Origin of the sequence: Arachnia propionica, assembly GCF_003932785.1 — a bacterium.
GTDB classification, from domain to species: domain Bacteria; phylum Actinomycetota; class Actinomycetes; order Propionibacteriales; family Propionibacteriaceae; genus Arachnia; species Arachnia propionica_B.
The window spans coordinates 1-17204 of record NZ_RQYT01000021.1 but is presented as its reverse complement, the minus strand read 5'-3'; the positions used below and the strand labels follow the sequence as shown (position 1 = coordinate 17204).

The following is a 17204-nucleotide window of genomic DNA, read 5'->3' as shown; positions in this document are numbered from 1 at the left end:
GGGGATGGCACAGTGGGGTCATGGACTTCGACGGCCTCAGGGAGACCCTGCTCGCTCACGACTACACCACCGACGCCGTGCTGGAGCGGATCGGGGTGGCCGGTCAGGCCGGGCTGGGGCGCAACTCGACGATCCCATCGGATGTGGCGCTGGCGGGGGAGTACGACCCCCAGGCGGTGCTCATCCGGCTGTTCCTGCTGCAGCAGGCGGTCCGCCCGGCCGCCGTCGAGGCCGCCCTCGGGCCCCACCTGGATGCGCTCGTCCAGGCCCGCGTGCTGACGATCGTCGGCGACGGCTGCCGCGCCGTCGTGGATCTTCGACCCTATGGCTCGCCCGACGACGGGGCCTCCGGGTGGCTCGTGAGCGACCTCACCCCGGGGCTGGATGGTCACGTCACACCGACCCGGCCCGACTACGTGCTCGGGGCCTCCCCGGCCTCGCTCACCCTGGCCCAGATCACCATGCGCACCCCGGTGGGGCGGGCGTTGGACCTCGGCACCGGCTGCGGTGTGCAGAGCTTTCACCTGAGCCGCCACTGTCGGGAGGTCGTCGCCACGGATCTCAATCCCCGCGCCCTCGACCTCGCGCGCTTCGGGGCCGCGCTGAGTGGGATGGACGTCGACTTCCGGGAGGGATCGCTCTTCGAGCCGGTCCGTGGGGAGCGGTTCGACCTCATCGTGTCGAATCCGCCGTTCGTGATGAGTCCCCCCGAGGGGGAACGGCTCACCTACCGGGAATCCACCTTCACCGGGGATGATCTCGTGGCGACGATCGTGCGCCAGGCCCCGGATCTGCTGAGCCCCGGAGGGCACCTCCAGCTGCTCACCAACTGGGCCATCACCGGGGACCAGCCGTGGGAGGAACGTCTCGCGGGTTGGGTGGCGGGCTCCGGCTGCGACCTCCTCGTGTTCGAACGGGAGCGGCTGGACCGGTTCGCCTACATCGAGATGTGGCTGACCGACGCCGGGTTGGCGGGGACCCCTGGGTGGGAGCCCGCCTATCGTCGCTGGCTCGACTACTTCGACGCCCTGGGCGTGACGGAGGTCGGGATGGGGTGGCTGCTGCTCAGCCGCTCGGGGCGCGAGGAGCCCGCGATCCGCTGCGAGTCGTGGCCGCACGCGGTGGCGCAGCCGGTGGGGCAGGTCTTCGCGAACCACGCCGGTGCCCTCGACGCGGCGTCCCTGCCGGATGCCGAGCTCCTGGATCTCGCCCCCGTCCTCACCGACGTCGTGACGGAGACGACGGGGCAGCCGGGCGCCGCGGATCCGGAGCACCTGGTGCTCAGGCAGCGGACGGGACTGCTGCGGGGTCTGCGCTTGAGCACCGTCACGGGGGCGGTGCTGGGCGCCCTCGACGGGGAGCTGACGGTCGGCCGGACCGTGGCGGCCGTGGCCCATCTCCTGGAGGCAGATGTGGCCGAGGTGGCGGCGGAGGTGCTGCCGGTGGTCCGGCAGGCACTGGAGGAGCAGTACCTGGTCGGTGTCGCCACGGGAAGGGGCGGTGCCCCCGGGTGAGGGGGTGGCAACGACCGGAGATGCCCGTGCCGCCAGGAGGGGATTCACACCCCCGCGTTGGGGCGTGGGCTATTGTTCCCATGCACCGGGACAGGAGGAAACATGGCTCAGAAGCTGAAGAGGCTCGTGATCGTCGAGTCGCCCACGAAGGCCACGAAGATCGCCGGGTACCTCGGCGACGGCTACATCGTGGAGTCCAGCCGCGGCCATGTGCGTGACCTCCCGACGAAGGCGACGGAGATCCCGGAGAAGTTCAAGGGCGCCAAGTGGGCCCGCACCGGGGTCAACATCGACGAGGACTTCGCGCCGCTGTACGTCGTCGCGGCCGACAAGAAGAGCACCATCCGCGAGCTGAAGGCGAAGCTCAAGGAGGCCGACGAGCTCCTGCTCGCCACCGATGGTGACCGCGAGGGGGAGGCCATCGCCTGGCATCTCATGGAGGAGCTCAAGCCGAAGGTGCCCGCCCGCCGCATGGTGTTCCACGAGATCACCCCCGGCGCCATCGCGGACGCCGTCGCCAACCCCCGCGACCTCGACGCCGATCTCGTCGACGCCCAGGAGACCCGCCGCATCCTCGACCGCCTCTACGGCTACGAGGTGTCGCCGGTGCTGTGGAAGAAGGTCATGCCGAAGCTGTCGGCGGGCCGCGTCCAGTCGGTGGCGACCAGGCTCGTCGTCGATCGGGAACGCGAACGCATGGCCTTCGTGCCCGCCGCCTACTGGGACCTCGATGCCACCCTCGACGCCGGGGCCGACGCCGATCCGCGGCTGTTCCCGGCCCGCCTCACCGGACTCGACGGGGTCCGGGTCGCCCAGGGGCGGGACTTCGACGCCTCCGGGCAGGCGACGAACCGGCAGACCGTCATCCTCGACCAGGCCGCGGCGGAGCAGCTTGCCGCCGCGCTCAAGGAGGCGACGTTCACCGTCGACGGGGTCGAGGCGAAGCCGTACGTGCGGCGCCCCTACGAGCCGTTCCGCACCACGACGCTGCAGCAGGAGGCGGGCCGCAAGCTCGGGTTCACCTCGCAGCGCACCATGTCGGTGGCGCAGGAGCTCTACGAGAAGGGCTTCATCACCTACATGCGAACCGATTCCGTCACCCTGTCGACGGCGGCCATCAACGCCGCCCGCGCCCAGGCGAAGGAACTGTTCGGGGAGGACCACGTGCCCGCCAAGCCACGGGTCTACGCCTCGAAGGTGAAGAACGCGCAGGAGGCCCACGAGGCCATCCGCCCCGCCGGGGACGCGTTCCGTCACCCCGACGACACGGGGCTGGTGGGGGATGCCGCGAAGCTGTACCGGCTCATCTGGATGCGGACCCTCGCCTCCCAGATGGCCGACGCCCGGGGCGAGCAGATCTCGGTGGCGATCTCCGCACCGGCGGGGGCGGCGGGATTCGAGCGGGCCGAGCTCACCGCGTCGGGCCGCACCATCTCGTTCCACGGCTTCCTCCGCGCCTACGTGGAGGGCACCGACGACGACCGCGCGAGCGACGACAAGCAGTCGCGGCTGCCGCAGCTCAACGCCGGGGCCGAGCTGGCCGCCCACGAGATCAAGGCCGCCGGGCACGAGACGAAACCCCCGGCCCGCTACACCGAGCCGTCCCTGGTGGCGAAGCTGGAGGAGCTGGAGATCGGGCGCCCCTCCACCTACGCCTCCATCATCCGCACCATCACCGCCCGCGACTACGTGTTCAAGAAGGGCTCGGCCCTCGTCCCGACGTGGCTGGCCTTCGCCGTCACCCGGCTGCTGGAGGAGCACTTCTCGGAGCTCGTCGACTACGCCTTCACCGCCCAGCTGGAGGAGCTCCTCGACGAGATCGCCGGGGGCAGGGCGGAGCGGCTCCAGGTCCTCACCGACTTCTACCGCGGCCCCGCCGGGGACGAGACGAAGGGGCTGGAGCGGCTCGTCACGGAGCTGGGGGAGATCGACGCCAAGGGGCTGTCGACCTTCCCGCTCGCCGACTCCGGCATCGATGTGCGAGTCGGGCGCTACGGCACCTATGTGGAGGACGCCGAGGGGCGACGCGCCAACGTACCCGAGGACATGGCCCCGGATGCGCTGACCGTCGAGGTGGCCCAGGAGCTGCTGTCCCGTCCCCTCGACGAGGAACGCGAGCTCGGGGTCGATCCGGACTCCGGCAACCTCGTCGTCGCGAAGAACGGCCGGTTCGGGCCGTACGTCACGGAGGTGCTGCCGGAGGACGCGCCGAAGTCCGCCAAGCCGCGCTCCGGGTCGCTGTTCAAGTCGATGTCGCTCGATTCGATCGACCTCGAGACGGCGCTCAGGCTCATGTCGCTGCCCCGCGTCGTCGGCACCGATCCTGACGGGGTGGAGATCACCGCCCAGAACGGCCGCTACGGTCCGTACCTGAAGAAGGGCACCGATTCCCGCTCCCTCACCTCGGAGGAGCAGATCTTCGACATCACCCTGGCGGAGGCGCTCGGCATCTACGCGGCGCCGAAGACCCGGGGCCGGGCCGCCGCGGCCGCCCCGTTGAAGGAGTTCGGTGAGGACCCGGCATCCGGGAAGCCGGTGGTGTTGAAGTCGGGGCGGTTCGGCCCGTACGTCACCGATGGTGAGACCAATGCGACGTTGCGCCGTGACGACTCCCCGGAGGAGATCACCGCGGAGCGGGCCTTCGAGCTGCTGGCGGAGAAGCGGGCCAAGGGACCGGCGAAGAAACCGGCCCGCAGGACGGCGACGAAGAGGACCAGCACGTCGCGGACGGGGAAGACCACGGCCAGGAAGACGACCTGAGCCTCGTGTGGGAGAGGTGAGGACATGGGCAGCTCAGGTGCCGCGGTGATGCGGTTCGACCTGCCGTTCACGGCGGGTCCGCCACCTCTGGTCTCGGAGGAAGCGGGGATCACCAGCCTCATGGAACGGCGTTCCTCCAGCCACGCCATCGACGTGACCATCCTCGACACCGCCGACAACCGGCTGCTGCGCGCCGGGATCCTGCTGGCGCACCGGGTGCTGGACGGGCTCGGCAGCTGGTACCTCGCCGCCCCCGCGTGGCGACCCCATCTGCCCGCGGAGCACGTGTCCCCGGTCGGGGCGGCCGCGGAACTCCCCGACGACCTCGTCGCGTGGACCCGGCCCTTCGTGCGGCGGGCCGCCGTCGGGCCCGTCGCGGGGCTGGACTGTCGGCGCAGCGAATACCTGCTGCGCGGCGACGGCAGGGTGCTGGGGGTGATCCGGGACGAGAAGGTCACCGTCCGGCGGGGCGGGGTCGCCACCGCCCGCTACCGGGAGGCCACCATCACCCCGTCGAGTCGCTTCACGGGGCGGCAACGTGACTTCATCCTCGGCGCGATGGACTCCATCGCCGCCACCCACGTCACCGAATTCCCGTCCCTGCAGCAGCGACTCGGCCCACCGGCGACGGGGGGAACCGACTTCCCCGACATCCTGAGGTTCCGGCGTCGCGACGTGACGCTGGAGTCCTTCGTCACCGCCGTCTTCGCCGCCGATCTACGAGCGCTCGTGACCGCATGGTTCACCGGGGCCGAGGAGCTGGCCGCGGTGCTGCGCGACATCCACGCCCATGCCCGCGGGTTGGCCAGCGTCCTCGACCCGTCCTGGCTGCGTGGCCTGGAGGAGGCCGTGGCGACGGAGGTGGCGCCCCGGGCGCAGGCCCTCGACGCCATCGACCTGCTCGTCGGTGCGGTGAGGGCGCCACGTCTCGGCGACGCCTCGCGGGAACCGGCCGCGGCCCTGCTGCTGGATCGGGCCGAGCACGGCGCCCACATCTTGGCCGAGAGGTGCCGCACCCTCGGCCCCGACTCCTCGGATCAGGACTGGGCGGCCGCCCGGGCCGCCGCCGATCAGGTGCAGGCCAGCGGCGCCGTCGCCGTGAGGCTCCACGGGAAGGCGGGTCGGCAGCTCATGGCGCGGCTCGACGAGGTCGATGCCGCCCTGCGACGGTGTGCGGTGACGGTGCCGGGGCCGGAACTCGCAGGGCTCAGCGTCGAGGAGGCCTTCGAGCTGGGCCGGCAGGCCGAGCGGGAGAGCCAGGGGACCATCGCCGAGCGGGAGGCCTTCGTCGCGGCCTGGCCCGAGCGGCTCGAGGAGTTCCGGCGGCTGCTGCGGAAGGTGAAGCGATGACGGGCGCGACCAAGGGACTCTTCGTCGTCCTCGAGGGCGGCGACGGGGTGGGCAAGTCCACCCAGGTGCGGCGGTTGACCGCGTGGCTGGAGGAGCGGGGCCTGCCGCACCTGGTGACCCGGCAGCCGGGCGGGACCCGGATCGGGGTCAAGCTCCGGGAGATCCTGCTCGACCCGGACCATCAGGAACTCCAGGCCCGTACCGAGGCCCTCGTCTACGCCGCTGACAAGGCGCAGCACGTCGACGAGGTGATCCGGCCCGCGCTGGCCAGGGGTGAGGTGGTGCTGAGTGACCGCTACGTCGACTCGATGATCGCGTATCAGGGCGCGGGCAGGGTGCTCGACCCAGTCGAGATCGAGCGCGTCGCTGACTGGGCAACGGGAGGTCTGGTCCCCGACCTCACGGTCCTGCTCGACGTCGATCCGGGGCAGGCCGTGGTGCGGATCCGGCAGCAGGACCGGTTGGAGGCTGCCGGTCTCGACTTCCACCGTCGTGTGCGTGAGCACTTCCTCCACCTGGCGCGCCGCGCCCCGGAGCGGTACCTCATCCTCCCCGCCAGGGCACCCCGGGAACGGATCGCGGCCTCGGTGGCGGAGGCGGTGGCGGCGCGGCTCGCCGCGAGGGACGGGAGGACGCCGTGAGCGTGTGGGACGAGCTGGTCGGTCAGCAGCGGGCCATCGGGACGCTGCAGCGGGCGGTGGAGGGCGGCCGTCACGCCATGACCCACGCCTGGCTGTTCGTCGGCCCTCCCGGGTCGGGACGTTCCAACGCCGCCCGGGCCTTCGCGGCCGCACTCCAGTGCTCCTCCAACGGGTGCGGAACCTGCAACGACTGTCGAACTGCTTTGTCGGGGGCGCATCCGGATGTGACCCTGCTGCGGACGGAGAAGCTCAGCATCGGCGTCGACGAGGTGCGGGACCTCGTCTCCCGCGCCAACGTCTCGCCGGTGGGCGGCCGCTGGCAGGTCGTCGTGGTGGAGGACGCCGACCGCATCACCGAACGCGGCGCGGACGCCCTCCTCAAGGCCATCGAGGAGCCGGCTCCGAGGACGGTGTGGCTGCTGTGCGCGCCGTCGGCCGACGACGTCATCGTCACGATCCGGTCGCGCTGCCGGGAGCTGCGGCTCGTCACCCCCAGCGTGGCGGCCGTCGCGAAGCTGCTGATGCGTCGCGACGGGGTGCACGACGCCCTGGCCTGGTACACCGCCAGGGCGGCGCAGGGCCACATTGGTCGCGCCCGGGCCCTGGCCCTCAACGACAAGGTGCGCTCAAGGCGGCGCCGGATCCTGGTCCTGCCGCTCAGGCTCAAGTCGCTGTCGGACTGCCTCAACGCGGCGGAGAACCTCGTTGAGGACGCCTCCGACGAGGCGACGGCCCTCACCGCCGATCTCGACGCCAAGGAGATGGCGGAGCTCCAGGCGGCGCTGGGGATGGGGGTCAAGGGGGCGAAGGCGCGGGGCACCCAGGGGGCGGTGAAGGACCTCGAGGAGCAGCAGCGGATCCGGGTGAAGCGGTTCCAGCGCGACGCCATCGACCGGGCCCTGTCGGAGTTGACCGGCTGGTACCGGGACGTGCTCGTGACGCAGACGGCCGAGGGGGTGCCGCTGATCAACGCGGACCTGGCCGACGAGATCGTGCCGTTCGCGCGGGGCACCCGGCCGGAGCAGACGGTGCGGGCCCTCGACGCGATCCTCGAGGCCCGGGAGGCCCTCGAACGCAACGTCGCCCCGGTGCTGGCGCTGGAGGCGATGCTTGTGGAGCTGGGTCGGGCGTCGCGTTCCTGATCGCGGGGGGTCGCGGGCGCGCCTCGGCCGTGCGGCGGGTGCCGGGTGCCATGATGGATCCAACTGTTGACGGCTTCAGGAGGATCCATGTCTTCACACAACGGTGGCGATTGGGTGCGTCAGGGGACGCCCCGGGATACCGACTGGGCGGACGAGCAGAGCGAGTACGGCACCACCGTCAGCCCTGCCGAATGGAACGACTACACCCCGGAACAGTCCGAGCGCGTGACCCCGCCCGCGTCGAGGGCCCGCTCGGAGGAGGACGAGCCCACCACCCGGGTGCTGCTCGAGGACCCGCACGCCCCCGCGCACGCGATGCACGAGGACGAGGCGACGATGCTGCGGCCGATCCCGGCCTCCGAGCTCGACGAGCCCGTCATCCCGGCCCGGGCGGCGGTCCTGCACGCCGACCACGAGGAGCAGGCGGCGGAGTCCGTGGTCCCGGAGCCCGCGGTGCCGACGACCCCGGTGACGGAGCCCGAGATCCCCGCCGTGGCGGAGCCGACGCCGCACGAACCCGTGGCCCACGAGCCTGCGGTGTCCGAGCCCGCCCCCGTCGCGGATCCCGAGCCCGCCCGTGAGGCCGTGGTGGAGACCGAGTCCGAGACCACCGTCACCCAGGAGGTCCCGCTCTTCCACGAGGCCCCCGAGGCCAAGGACCCCGCCGACGAGGAGACCGTCGTCCAGCGCCTCGTCCCCGAGGAGCCCGCCGCACCCGCCGTCGCCGAGGCCCCGGCCGAGGTGAGCGACGAGTCGGTGGAGCAGGCCGTCGAGCCGGTGGTCGAGGAGCCCGCCGAGCCGGTGCGGCCCCGCCCGATCATCCCCGAGCAGGTGCAGGCGCAGCCGGTCAACGCCGTGCCCGAGGGGGTGTTCCGCGATGCCGACGTCGAGCCCGCCGCGGAGGCCCCCACCGAGATCATCGAGACGCCCGAGGAGCCGGGCACGGAACCCACCGCCGCCATGCCCGTCGTCCCCGCTGAGGAACTCGACGCGGAACGTCAGCTGGAGGAACAGCTCGCCGCCGCCAGGGCCGCCCGGAACGAACGACTCGGCGTCGTCGAGTCCTCCGGCTCCGAGGTACACGCCCCGCAGACGACCCCGCCGCGGACCACCGACCGGTTCCTGCCGTCGTTCGGTCTGCTCGTGCTGCGCGTCGTGGTGGCCACGATCCTCGGCATCATCGGCTACCAGATCCTCACCTCCCCGGAGGCCACGACGGAGCGGCTCGCCACCACCCTGGTCCCGCAGCCCCAGCTCATGGCCTGGGTCCTCGGCTTCACCCTCGCCGGGATCGCCCTGTTCCTCGTCATCGGCCTGATGGTCCGGGTCACCGGCCTGCTCATGCTGGTGCTGTCGATCGCCACGCTGGCGCTGTACCGCTGGGGTGCCTTCAGCCCGTTCATGAAGGGCGTCGAGGGCTTCTCCGGCGACCGTGACCTGCTGCTCGGTGCCATCGGCCTGCTGTTCATCGCGGTCGGTGGGGGCGCCTGGGGCATCGACGGCGCCTTCCGTCGCGCCCGGGCCCGCGCCAGGGCCGAGCGCACCTCCTGACCCCGACGACGCCCGCACTAGGCTTGGCGTATGTCACGCGTCATGGCCGTCACCTTCGAGGAGCACGGACAACTCCACTACCTCGACCCGGCTGATGGTGACTACGCCGTCGGGGACTGGGTGCTGTACCCCACCGAGGACGGGCCCGAGGTGGCCCGGGTCGTGTGGGCGCCCGAGGAGGGCGAGGTGGACGCGCCGCTGCCGGTGTGCCCGGGGCGGGCCGGCCCGGCGGATCTGCGTCGCGACGAGGAGCGGCGGGAGCGTCGCCGTCGGATCCACGAGATCGCGACGGAGCGGATCGCCGCCCACGACCTGCCCATGAAGGTCGTCGCCACCGACGTCGTCGACGCCAGCCGCGACAGCGACGAGGTGGCCGTGGTGTACTTCACCGCCCCCGGCCGCGTCGACTTCCGGGCCCTCGTCGGCGACCTGGCCCGTGCCCTGTCGTCGCGCATCGACCTGAGGCAGGTCGCCTCCCGCGATGCGGCACGGCTGGCCGGCGGGGTCGGGATGTGCGGGCGGGAGTTGTGCTGCACCCTCTTCCTCGACGAGATCGAACCGGTCTCGATGCGCCTGGCCCGCAGCCAGAACCTCGCCTCCAACCCGCTGCGGATCCAGGGTGCATGCGGCAAGCTCCTGTGCTGCCTCGCCTACGAGCACCCGCTCTACGTCGACTTCCTGCGCCGCGCCCCCGCCATCGGTGAGAAGATCGACGGCGGCACCGTCGTCGCGCACCACGTTCCGACCGACGAGTTGTCCATCAGGGGGACAGAAGGGATCAGGCGTTGTCCCCTCACATCGGTATGCTCCACCTTCAGGGCCCGGGAGGACCGGGATCGGGCCCTGAGAAAGGAGACATGATGCGGGACTGGGTGACGTGGGCGCGGCGAGGACTCGTCCTCCTCGCGGTCGGCCTCGTGGTGGCGGCCATCATCGGAGGGGTGGTGCTGCCGAGGATGAAGCAGTCGGAATCCACGCCCTCGCCCGATTCACCCAAGGCGACGCCGTCGACGCAGGCCCCGCCGGCCGTCGGGTCGCAGACCCCGGGCGTCCCGGCCGTCCCCGTCGCCGAGCACGCCGTCTGGGAGGCCCCCGCGGAGCCCATCAACCCGGATCGTCAGCTGGACTACAAGGCCAGCGGCACCCCCACCGTCACCCTGCCCGACGCGCTGGGGGACACCCTCCAGCCGTACTGGGAGCAGACGCTCAGCTGGGAGCCCTGCCAGGGCGGCCAGTGCACCACCGTCAAGGTGCCGCTGGACTGGGAGAACCCCGGCAGGGCGGCCCTGGACATCTCCGTCCTGCGCGTCCCGTCGGCCAACCCCACCCTCGGGCCGCTGTTCGTCAACCCCGGCGGCCCCGGCGTCGGCTCGAAGAGCCTGGCCCGCTCGTGGGGTGCCGACGCGTGGGAGGGCTACGACCTCGTCGCCTGGGATCCGCGCGGCTCCGGCGACTCCACCCACGTCCAGTGCGGCACCACCGAGCAGACCGACACGGCCTACACGGCCGACTCGTCGCCCGACGACGAGGCGGAGAAGACGGCGCTGCGCGAGGCGTGGGCCGATTTCGCCAAGCAGTGCCGCGACGCCTCCGGGGACCTGCTGGACCACATCACCACCATCGAGAACGTCCGCGACCTCGACCTCATCCGGTTCCTGCTCGGCGCGGAGAAGCTCAACTACGTCGGCATCTCGTACGGCACCTACATCGGTGCGATGTACGCCGAGCTGTTCCCCGCCAACACGGGACGGCTCGTGCTCGACTCCGCCGTCGACATCACCAACGACCAGGAGGTCGCGCAGGTGGAGGGCTTCCAGCTGGCCTTCGACAACTACGCCGACTGGTGCGTCGCCGAGGGCGACTGCCCGCTGGGCGACTCCCGCGAGGAGGTCGGCAGGACGGTCTCCGAGTTCCTCACCGGCCTCGACGCGAAACCCATCGAGGTGGGCGATCGCAGGATCAACCAGGCCGTGGGCGTCACCGGCATCGCCCTGTTCCTCTACCAGGGGGCGGAGCTGTACCCGCTGTTGAGTGAGACCATCGTCGCCGCGATGGCGGGTGACGGTGAGGCCCTGCTCCGGGCCTCCGACGCCCTGAACGGACGCGAGCCGGATGGGTGGGACACCCAGGCCTACGCCTTCCCCGCCATCCGGTGCGTTGACGGCTACGACCACGGCATCGCCGATCTCGAGGGTGAGTGGCAGAAGCTGATCCCGAAGGCCCCGCTGTTCGCCCCGCACATGGGGATGGAACCGACCTGCGAGCTGTGGACGGCGGGCAGCGCCCCGCACCTGAAACTGACGGGTCAGGGCGCGGCCCCGATCCTCGTCGTCGGCTCCACCGGCGACTCCGCCACCCCCTACCAGCACGCGGTGACGATGGCGGAGCAGCTCGAGTCCGGGCACCTGCTCACCTACGACGGGCCGGGTCACGGGGCCGTCAGCACGAACAACCCTTGCGTGGACGAGGCCATCGACGCGTACCTGCGCGAGGGCACGCTCCCGGCGGAGGGTACCGTCTGCACGCCCTGACCTCGATGAGCCGCCGTCTCCTGGGGATCCTCGTGCTCGGCACGGGGATCCTCGCCGCGTGCTCCGCCCCGCCCCCGCCGGAGCCGGCCCCCGGGCCGAGCCCCAGCCCCAGCGCCAGCGCGGAGCCGCTTCCCGCCACGCCAGGAGTACCGCTGAGGCCGGTGGCGGAGCATCGCGCCCCTGCGGTGCCGGGATTCGACAGCCCCGATCGTCGCCCGGTCAGCAGCGACGACGTGACGGGGCTGCCCGCCGCGCCGGGGCCGGGCCTCGAGGCGTACTGGGGGCAGGAACTCCGGTGGCAGGACTGCGGGCCCGCGGAGTGCGCGACGGTGCTGGTGCCGCTCGACTGGGAGCGGCCGGGGCTGGCCGCCCTGGAGATCGCGGTGACCCGGCTGCCCGCCACGGTGCCGCTGCTCGGGCCGCTGTTCCTCAACCCGGGCGGCCCCGGCGGCCCGGCCCGCCCCGTCGTCCAGGGGATGCAACCGGGCAGCATCCCTGGCTTCGACGTCGTCGGCTGGGACCCGCGCGGGACCGGGGAGTCCACCGCGGTGCGGTGCGCCCCCGAGGCCCTGAGTGCGGCGTACCAGGCCGACGGCAGCCCCGATACCGGCGAGGAGGAGGCACTGCTGCGGCAGGCGTGGCAGGGGCTCGCCGAGTCGTGTCGGGAGCACTCCGGCATCCTCCTCGACCACGTCTCCACCATCGACAGCGCCCGGGACCTCGACCTGCTGCGTCACCTGTTCGGGATGCCCCGGGTCTCGTTCCTGGGGATCTCCTACGGCAGCCTGCTGGGTGCCACCTATGCGGAGCTGTTCCCGGAGCGGGTGGGGCGGATGGTCCTCGACGGGGCGGTCGACGTCACCGGGGCGCGTCCCCTGGTGAGCCTGGCCGCCCTCGAACAGGGGTTGCGGACGTTCGCGAACTGGTGCGGGGCGGAGGACGGGTGCGGCCTCGGCGGCAGCGGCTCCCAGGTTCTCGACCGCATCTCGGCGCTGCTGCAGCAGCTCGACGCCGCCCCGCTCGCCGTCGGCTCCCGCACCCTCACCCAGTCGCTGGCCGTGCGGGGGATCGCGGGCAGCCTGTACTGGGGGGAGCAGCACTACCCGGCCCTGGCGAGGGACGTGCAGCAGGCCCTCGACGGTGACGGTGCCGGACTGCTGTATGCGGCCGACCTCAACGTCGACTACGACGACGGCTGGCTGCCCGCGGCCTCCGCACTGCTGGCCATCGCCTGCTCGGACCGCCCCGACCAGGGGTTCCGGGCCGCCCTCGACGCCGTCGCCGAGGCCCGTCCGGCGGCCCCGATCCTCGCTGCGAGCCTCGGCACCCAGCCGATGTGCGAGTTCTGGACCGCCCCGGCGAAGCCACCGCTGCAACTACGGGCCGCGGGCGCCCCGCCCATCCTCGTCCTCGGCCGCACCGGTGACCCGTTGACCCCGTTGGCGGCGGCCCAGGAGCTGGCCTCAGGGCTGGACTCCGGTCACCTCGTCACCGTCGACGGGGCCGGACACACCTCGCTCAACCGGCGCGACCCCTGCGTCGAGAACATCGTCGCCCGCTACCTCACGCTGGGGATCATCCCTGAGCGGGGGGCATCCTGTCCTGCTCGGTGAACTCCGCATTCCGTCGACGTTGCCATTCCAGGCTCCAGGCCAGGATCAGCGCCAACGCGGTGCCCCAGAGCCACATGAACGGGTGGGACAGGCGTCGAAAGAGAAGAAGGTCCATCGCGAGGAAGAGCAGGAGCAGCGATGCGGTGAACAGGACGATCCGCACCAGTGGGGTCCTGGCCTCCCACCATCGACTGAATCGCCTCTGTTTCGTCGTCATGCATCCATTGTGGCCCATGGTTGGTGTCGGGGTGTCCGCGGCACCGTTACCCTGTAGTCATGTCTGCCATCACGCGGGTCCTCGACCGACTCTGGCCCCCGGCGTGGCTGTACTCCACCTACGAGGCGGCGGTGCTGAAGCGGCTCGACGAGCGGAGCCTGCCACGCCATGTCGCCGTGCTGGCCGACGGGAACCGGCGTTGGGCGCGGCTCAACGCCCCCGGGCAGGCCCTCGTGGCCGGGTACCGGGCCGGGGCGGCGAAGCTCAGGCAGTTCTGCGACTGGTGCGACGAGGCGGGGATCCCCGTCATCACCTTGTGGGTGCTGAGCACTGACAACCTCACCCGCTCCGCGGCGGACGAGCTGAACCCACTGCTCGATGTCATCGACGAGCTGGTGCGTGATCTCGCCGTCACGGGACGGTGGCGGGTGCAGGCAGTCGGCGCCCTCGACCTGCTGCCGGAGGAGCGCGCCGCGAGCCTGCGGGCCTCGGCCGACCGCACCGTCGGGATCCACGGCATGCACATCAACGTGGCGGTGTCGTACGGGGGACGTCAGGAACTCCGCGACGCCGTGCGCTCCCTGCTGGCCAAGCGGGCCGAGCAGGGACAGAGCCTGGCGGAGGTTGCCGCGAGCCTGGAGATCGACGAGATCTCCGAGCACCTCTACACCGCCGGCCAGCCGGATCCGGACCTCATCATCCGCACCTCCGGGGAGCAACGGCTCTCCGGGTTCCTGCTGTGGCAGTCCGCCCACAGCGAGTTCTACTTCTGCGAGGCCCTGTGGCCCGACTTCCGGAAGGTCGACTTCGTGCGGGCGCTGCGTAGCTACGCCCAGCGGGAGCGGCGTTTCGGCCGCTGACGGAGGACCGTTCAGCTCTCCTGCCGTGCCTCGTCGACGGCGGCGCGGGCCGCGTCGAGGTGGGCCTGGCAGATGGCGGCGAGTTCCTCGCCGCGCTTCCACAGCGTCATGGTCTCGGCCAGGGTGGTGCCGCCGGACTCCAGCTGGGCGACGGTGGCGGCCAGCTCGTCCCTGGCGGTCTCGTAGCTCGGGGTCTCACTCATCTTTGCTCCTTGTGGCAGTGACCTTCAGGTCCAGTTCGCCGTCGGCCAGGTGGGCGGTGAGCTGCTGGCCCTTCCGGGCGGTGGTGGCGGTGACGGTGGCGGCGCCGTCGGTGAGGAGGGCGTAGCCGCGGTTGAGGGTGGCCTCGGGGGACAGCGCCCGCACCACCTGGAGGCGGGAGGTGAGGAGGTCCTGCTCCCGGGTGAGGTGGCGGTCGATGGCGGTGCGGAGCCGGTGACGCAGCAGTTCCAGCCGCTCCGCGTGCCCGGTCAGCGCGGCGGCGGGGGAGGCCAGGACGGGGCGGGACCGCAGCTGGGCGAGCTCCTGGGCGGCCCGCTGGAGGATGGCCTCGACGGTGGTGCGCAGCCACTGGCGGATGGCGTCGAGCTCCTCCTGCTCGGCGGCGAGGTCGGGGACGATCCTCGCGGCCGCGTCGGTGGGGGTGGAGGCGCGCAGGTCGGCGACGAAGTCGATGAGCGGGGTGTCGGATTCGTGGCCGATGGCGGAGACGACGGGGGTGCGGCAGCGGGAGATGGCCCGTACGAGGCCCTCGTCGGAGAACGGCAGGAGGTCCTCGAGGGAGCCGCCGCCGCGGGCGATGACGATGACGTCGACCTCGTCGTGGGCGTCGAGACGCTCCAGGGCCGCCATCACCTGGGAGGCCGCCTGGGGTCCCTGGACGAGGGAGTACTCGATCTCGAAGCGTGCAGGCCAGCGGCGCAGGGTGTTGCGTCGCACGTCGCGTTCCGCGTCGGAGTTGCGGCCCGTGATGAGGCCGATGCGGCGCGGCAGGAAGGGCAGGGGGCGTTTGCGGTGCGGGTCGAACAGGCCCTCGGCCTGGAGTTTGCGGCGACGGGTGTCCAGCTCGGCGAGGAGGCGCCCCACCCCGGCGACCCGCATCTCGAGGCACTCGAAGTTGAGGGAGCCGGTGCGTTCCCACACCCGCGGTTTGAGGCGGGCGACGACCTCGGAGCCCTCGGGGATGGGGCCGGCGGCGTCGAGGACGAAGGCCGTCGTCGTGACGGTGCAGGAGACGTCGCTGGTGCGGTCGCGGAGGGTGAGGAACTGGGTGGCGTAATTGCGGCGTTTGATCTCGATGATCTCGGCGCTGACCCAGATCTCGCCCAGGCGGCCGACCCAGTCGGCGACGGCCCCCACCACCCGGGCCAGGGCCTGGGGATGTTCGGGCGAGCTGGACAGTGCCATGGAGTGAGCGTATCCCGGGGCACGACGATCAGAAGGTACGAACCGTCGGTTGTCCGACGTTGTGTCGCCATCCCTGTCCTGAGCCCGTCCCGTCGTCGCCCCCTCCGAACACGAATCGCCGTCCTTCTTCCATGGCAGCGCTGACATCCGCGTTTCATGCAAGCAGAGCGGCGGTTCCTGCACAGGTTGTGAGAGGGTCTGGGCGGCTGCCCGGGACCGGATCTAGACTTGCACCATGACGGAGCCACTGGACAAGTCCGAGTTCGAAGCAGTGCTGCAGGCCCGCAAGGACCTGGGGTCCGAGATGGAGCCGGCTCTCGTCGAGTCCTTCACCGAGAAGGTGCTGGCCGAGATGCGTCGGCAACAGGGGATGAGCTCCGGGCCGCTGACCCGCGCCCAGGAGCAGCAGTTCGGGCTGGCCCCGGCCCGGCCCAGGAAGGAGGGGCCGTCGCAGGGGTTGATCCTGGGGATCGTCTCCTTGGTGATGGCGGTACCGTTGACCGCCATCTCGATGTCGATGGGTGGCCCCTTCATGGGGGCGCTGGTGTGGGCGGGTATCGTCCTGGTGAACCTGGCGGCGGCCTTCAACAACCGCGGGACCGGCAACTGAACCCTGGCGGAGTCGTCGCCACCGTCGGTGTGCGGCCGACGCCGCCCCGTGTCCCTGCCCTCCCGCGTGGTGGTCACGAATCGCCGGTCTGCTTCGTTTTGAACGTTTCAAACGACGTCTCGCGGAAGCAAAGCGGCGGTTCGTGCCCGCTTGGGGGTCCGACGCCTCGTCGTCGACAGTCAGCCCCGGACGTCCCGATTGGTGAGGCTGTCCTAAGATCGCCTCCATGGTGCGTCGTTCGGGTCAAGGCAAGGCGAGGTCCCAGGGCTGGGTTCCCAATCATCACGGGGCCTGGGCGATGGTCCTCGTGCCCTATGTCCTGGCCCTCGTCTGGGCGCTGGCCCACGGGGCGTTCCATCCCGCGATCGCCGTGCTGGGGCCCACGTGGCTGCTCGGCTACTTCGCCTTCTTCGCCGCCGGGTTGTGGCTGAAGTCCCGCCTCAGGCCCCGCTACCGGAAGGCCGTCGTCGTCTACGCGTCGATCACCGTCGTGCTGGGTGTGGCGCTGCTGTGGCTCCGCCCGGACTGGTGGGTCTGGGGGCTGGTGTTCGCTCCGTTGACCGCCCTCGGCTTGTGGTTCTCCTGGCGACGCGACGAGCGGTCCCTGATGTCCGACCTCACCACCGTCGCGGCCGCCTGCCTGCTGCCGCTGGTGGTGAGCCCCTCCCTGTACGGGCTGGCGCTCGTCTGCTTCGGCTACTTCTTCGGCACCGTCTTCTACGTCAAGACCAACATCCGGGAACGCGGCCGCGTCGACTTCATCGTCTACTCGGTGGCCTGGCACCTCGCCTTCACGGTGCTGTTCGCCTGCTGGGATGTGGGCCTGGGACGGTGGTGGCTGGTGGCGTTCTTCCTCGCGACGGCGCTCAGGGCGTGGCTGGTGCCCTCCCTCGGCGTGATGCGCGGGCGACCGGTCTCGGCCAGGTCCCTGGGGATGTGGGAGGTCGTCACGACGCTCATTCTGGCGGCGGTTCTGGTCCCGGCCCTCATCGGGTGAGCGGGTTCAGC

Annotated in this window: 15 protein-coding genes; 12 read left to right on the top strand and 3 right to left on the bottom strand. The window is 71.5% G+C overall.

Annotated features, from left to right (window positions below):
• Positions 1–20 precede the first annotated feature (20 nt).
• The 9 genes from EII35_RS09340 (at position 21) to EII35_RS09300 (ending at position 13102) form a co-directional block, all read left to right on the top strand.
• Entirely contained in the window at positions 21–1514 is a 1494-nt protein-coding gene (locus tag EII35_RS09340; protein ID WP_125228204.1) for a DUF7059 domain-containing protein, read from the top strand.
• Positions 1515–1616: 102 nt separating this feature from the next.
• Entirely contained in the window at positions 1617–4274 is a 2658-nt protein-coding gene (topA, locus tag EII35_RS09335) for a type I DNA topoisomerase (protein WP_125228203.1), read from the top strand.
• Between the two features lie 24 nt (positions 4275–4298).
• Positions 4299–5624: a hypothetical protein gene (locus EII35_RS09330; RefSeq protein ID WP_125228202.1), complete on the top strand. Its 1326-nt coding sequence runs from the start codon at positions 4299–4301 to the stop codon at positions 5622–5624.
• Positions 5621–6265, top strand: coding sequence for a dTMP kinase (gene tmk, locus EII35_RS09325; protein ID WP_125228201.1), 645 nt, complete (start codon positions 5621–5623; stop codon positions 6263–6265). Before EII35_RS09330 ends, tmk begins: the two co-directional genes overlap by 4 nt.
• On the top strand, positions 6262–7407 hold the full coding sequence (locus EII35_RS09320; RefSeq protein ID WP_125228200.1) for a DNA polymerase III subunit delta': 1146 nt from the start codon (positions 6262–6264) through the stop codon (positions 7405–7407). The genes tmk and EII35_RS09320 overlap by 4 nt, the downstream gene beginning before the upstream one ends.
• An 87-nt stretch (positions 7408–7494) precedes the next feature.
• Positions 7495–8958, top strand: coding sequence for a DoxX family protein (locus EII35_RS09315; protein ID WP_125228199.1), 1464 nt, complete (start codon positions 7495–7497; stop codon positions 8956–8958).
• A 30-nt stretch (positions 8959–8988) separates the two neighbouring features.
• Positions 8989–9819 (top strand): PSP1 domain-containing protein, encoded by an 831-nt coding sequence (locus EII35_RS09310; protein ID WP_125228198.1) that lies wholly within the window; start codon positions 8989–8991, stop codon positions 9817–9819.
• A complete protein-coding gene (locus EII35_RS09305) occupies positions 9816–11489 on the top strand; it encodes an alpha/beta hydrolase (protein ID WP_185744248.1) in 1674 nt (557 codons plus the stop codon). The genes EII35_RS09310 and EII35_RS09305 overlap by 4 nt, the downstream gene beginning before the upstream one ends.
• 5 nt (positions 11490–11494) lie before the next feature.
• Positions 11495–13102, top strand: a complete 1608-nt coding sequence (locus EII35_RS09300) for an alpha/beta hydrolase (protein ID WP_125228196.1) — start codon at positions 11495–11497, stop codon at positions 13100–13102.
• Here EII35_RS09300 and EII35_RS09295 read toward each other — a convergent pair.
• Positions 13065–13319 carry a hypothetical protein gene (locus EII35_RS09295; RefSeq protein WP_125228195.1) on the bottom strand — a complete coding sequence of 85 codons (255 nt, stop codon included), beginning with the start codon at positions 13317–13319 and terminating at the stop codon, positions 13065–13067. The two genes, EII35_RS09300 and EII35_RS09295, sit on opposite strands and share 38 nt — an antisense overlap.
• 59 nt (positions 13320–13378) lie before the next feature.
• Between EII35_RS09295 and EII35_RS09290 the strand changes: the two genes are divergently transcribed.
• The gene (locus tag EII35_RS09290) at positions 13379–14179 is read left to right on the top strand and encodes an isoprenyl transferase (protein WP_125228194.1); all 801 of its coding nucleotides are present in this window, start codon (positions 13379–13381) and stop codon (positions 14177–14179) included.
• Between the two features lie 11 nt (positions 14180–14190).
• Here EII35_RS09290 and EII35_RS09285 read toward each other — a convergent pair whose 3' ends face one another.
• Both EII35_RS09285 and xseA read right to left on the bottom strand, forming a co-directional pair.
• Entirely contained in the window at positions 14191–14382 is a 192-nt protein-coding gene (locus tag EII35_RS09285) for an exodeoxyribonuclease VII small subunit (protein WP_125228193.1), read from the bottom strand.
• Positions 14375–15586: an exodeoxyribonuclease VII large subunit gene (xseA, locus tag EII35_RS09280; protein ID WP_125228192.1), complete on the bottom strand. Its 1212-nt coding sequence runs from the start codon at positions 15584–15586 to the stop codon at positions 14375–14377. Before xseA ends, EII35_RS09285 begins: the two co-directional genes overlap by 8 nt.
• A 235-nt stretch (positions 15587–15821) precedes the next feature.
• Between xseA and EII35_RS09275 the strand changes: the two genes are divergently transcribed.
• Both EII35_RS09275 and EII35_RS09270 read left to right on the top strand, forming a co-directional pair.
• Positions 15822–16196 (top strand): hypothetical protein, encoded by a 375-nt coding sequence (locus EII35_RS09275; protein WP_125228191.1) that lies wholly within the window; start codon positions 15822–15824, stop codon positions 16194–16196.
• Between the two features lie 226 nt (positions 16197–16422).
• Complete coding sequence (locus EII35_RS09270) at positions 16423–17193, top strand: YwiC-like family protein (RefSeq protein WP_125228190.1); 771 nt, start codon at positions 16423–16425, stop codon at positions 17191–17193.
• The last annotated feature ends 11 nt before the right edge of the window (positions 17194–17204 follow it).

Coding starts and splice junctions, on each gene's coding strand:
- EII35_RS09340 (WP_125228204.1), top strand. CDS start 21: ATGGACTTCGACGGCCTCAGGGAGACCCTGCTCGCTCACGACTACACC.
- topA (WP_125228203.1), top strand. CDS start 1,617: ATGGCTCAGAAGCTGAAGAGGCTCGTGATCGTCGAGTCGCCCACGAAG.
- EII35_RS09330 (WP_125228202.1), top strand. CDS start 4,299: ATGGGCAGCTCAGGTGCCGCGGTGATGCGGTTCGACCTGCCGTTCACG.
- tmk (WP_125228201.1), top strand. CDS start 5,621: ATGACGGGCGCGACCAAGGGACTCTTCGTCGTCCTCGAGGGCGGCGAC.
- EII35_RS09315 (WP_125228199.1), top strand. CDS start 7,495: ATGTCTTCACACAACGGTGGCGATTGGGTGCGTCAGGGGACGCCCCGG.
- EII35_RS09310 (WP_125228198.1), top strand. CDS start 8,989: ATGTCACGCGTCATGGCCGTCACCTTCGAGGAGCACGGACAACTCCAC.
- EII35_RS09305 (WP_185744248.1), top strand. CDS start 9,816: ATGATGCGGGACTGGGTGACGTGGGCGCGGCGAGGACTCGTCCTCCTC.
- EII35_RS09300 (WP_125228196.1), top strand. CDS start 11,495: ATGAGCCGCCGTCTCCTGGGGATCCTCGTGCTCGGCACGGGGATCCTC.
- EII35_RS09295 (WP_125228195.1), bottom strand. CDS start 13,319: ATGACGACGAAACAGAGGCGATTCAGTCGATGGTGGGAGGCCAGGACC.
- EII35_RS09290 (WP_125228194.1), top strand. CDS start 13,379: ATGTCTGCCATCACGCGGGTCCTCGACCGACTCTGGCCCCCGGCGTGG.
- EII35_RS09285 (WP_125228193.1), bottom strand. CDS start 14,382: ATGAGTGAGACCCCGAGCTACGAGACCGCCAGGGACGAGCTGGCCGCC.
- xseA (WP_125228192.1), bottom strand. CDS start 15,586: ATGGCACTGTCCAGCTCGCCCGAACATCCCCAGGCCCTGGCCCGGGTG.
- EII35_RS09275 (WP_125228191.1), top strand. CDS start 15,822: ATGACGGAGCCACTGGACAAGTCCGAGTTCGAAGCAGTGCTGCAGGCC.
- EII35_RS09270 (WP_125228190.1), top strand. CDS start 16,423: ATGGTGCGTCGTTCGGGTCAAGGCAAGGCGAGGTCCCAGGGCTGGGTT.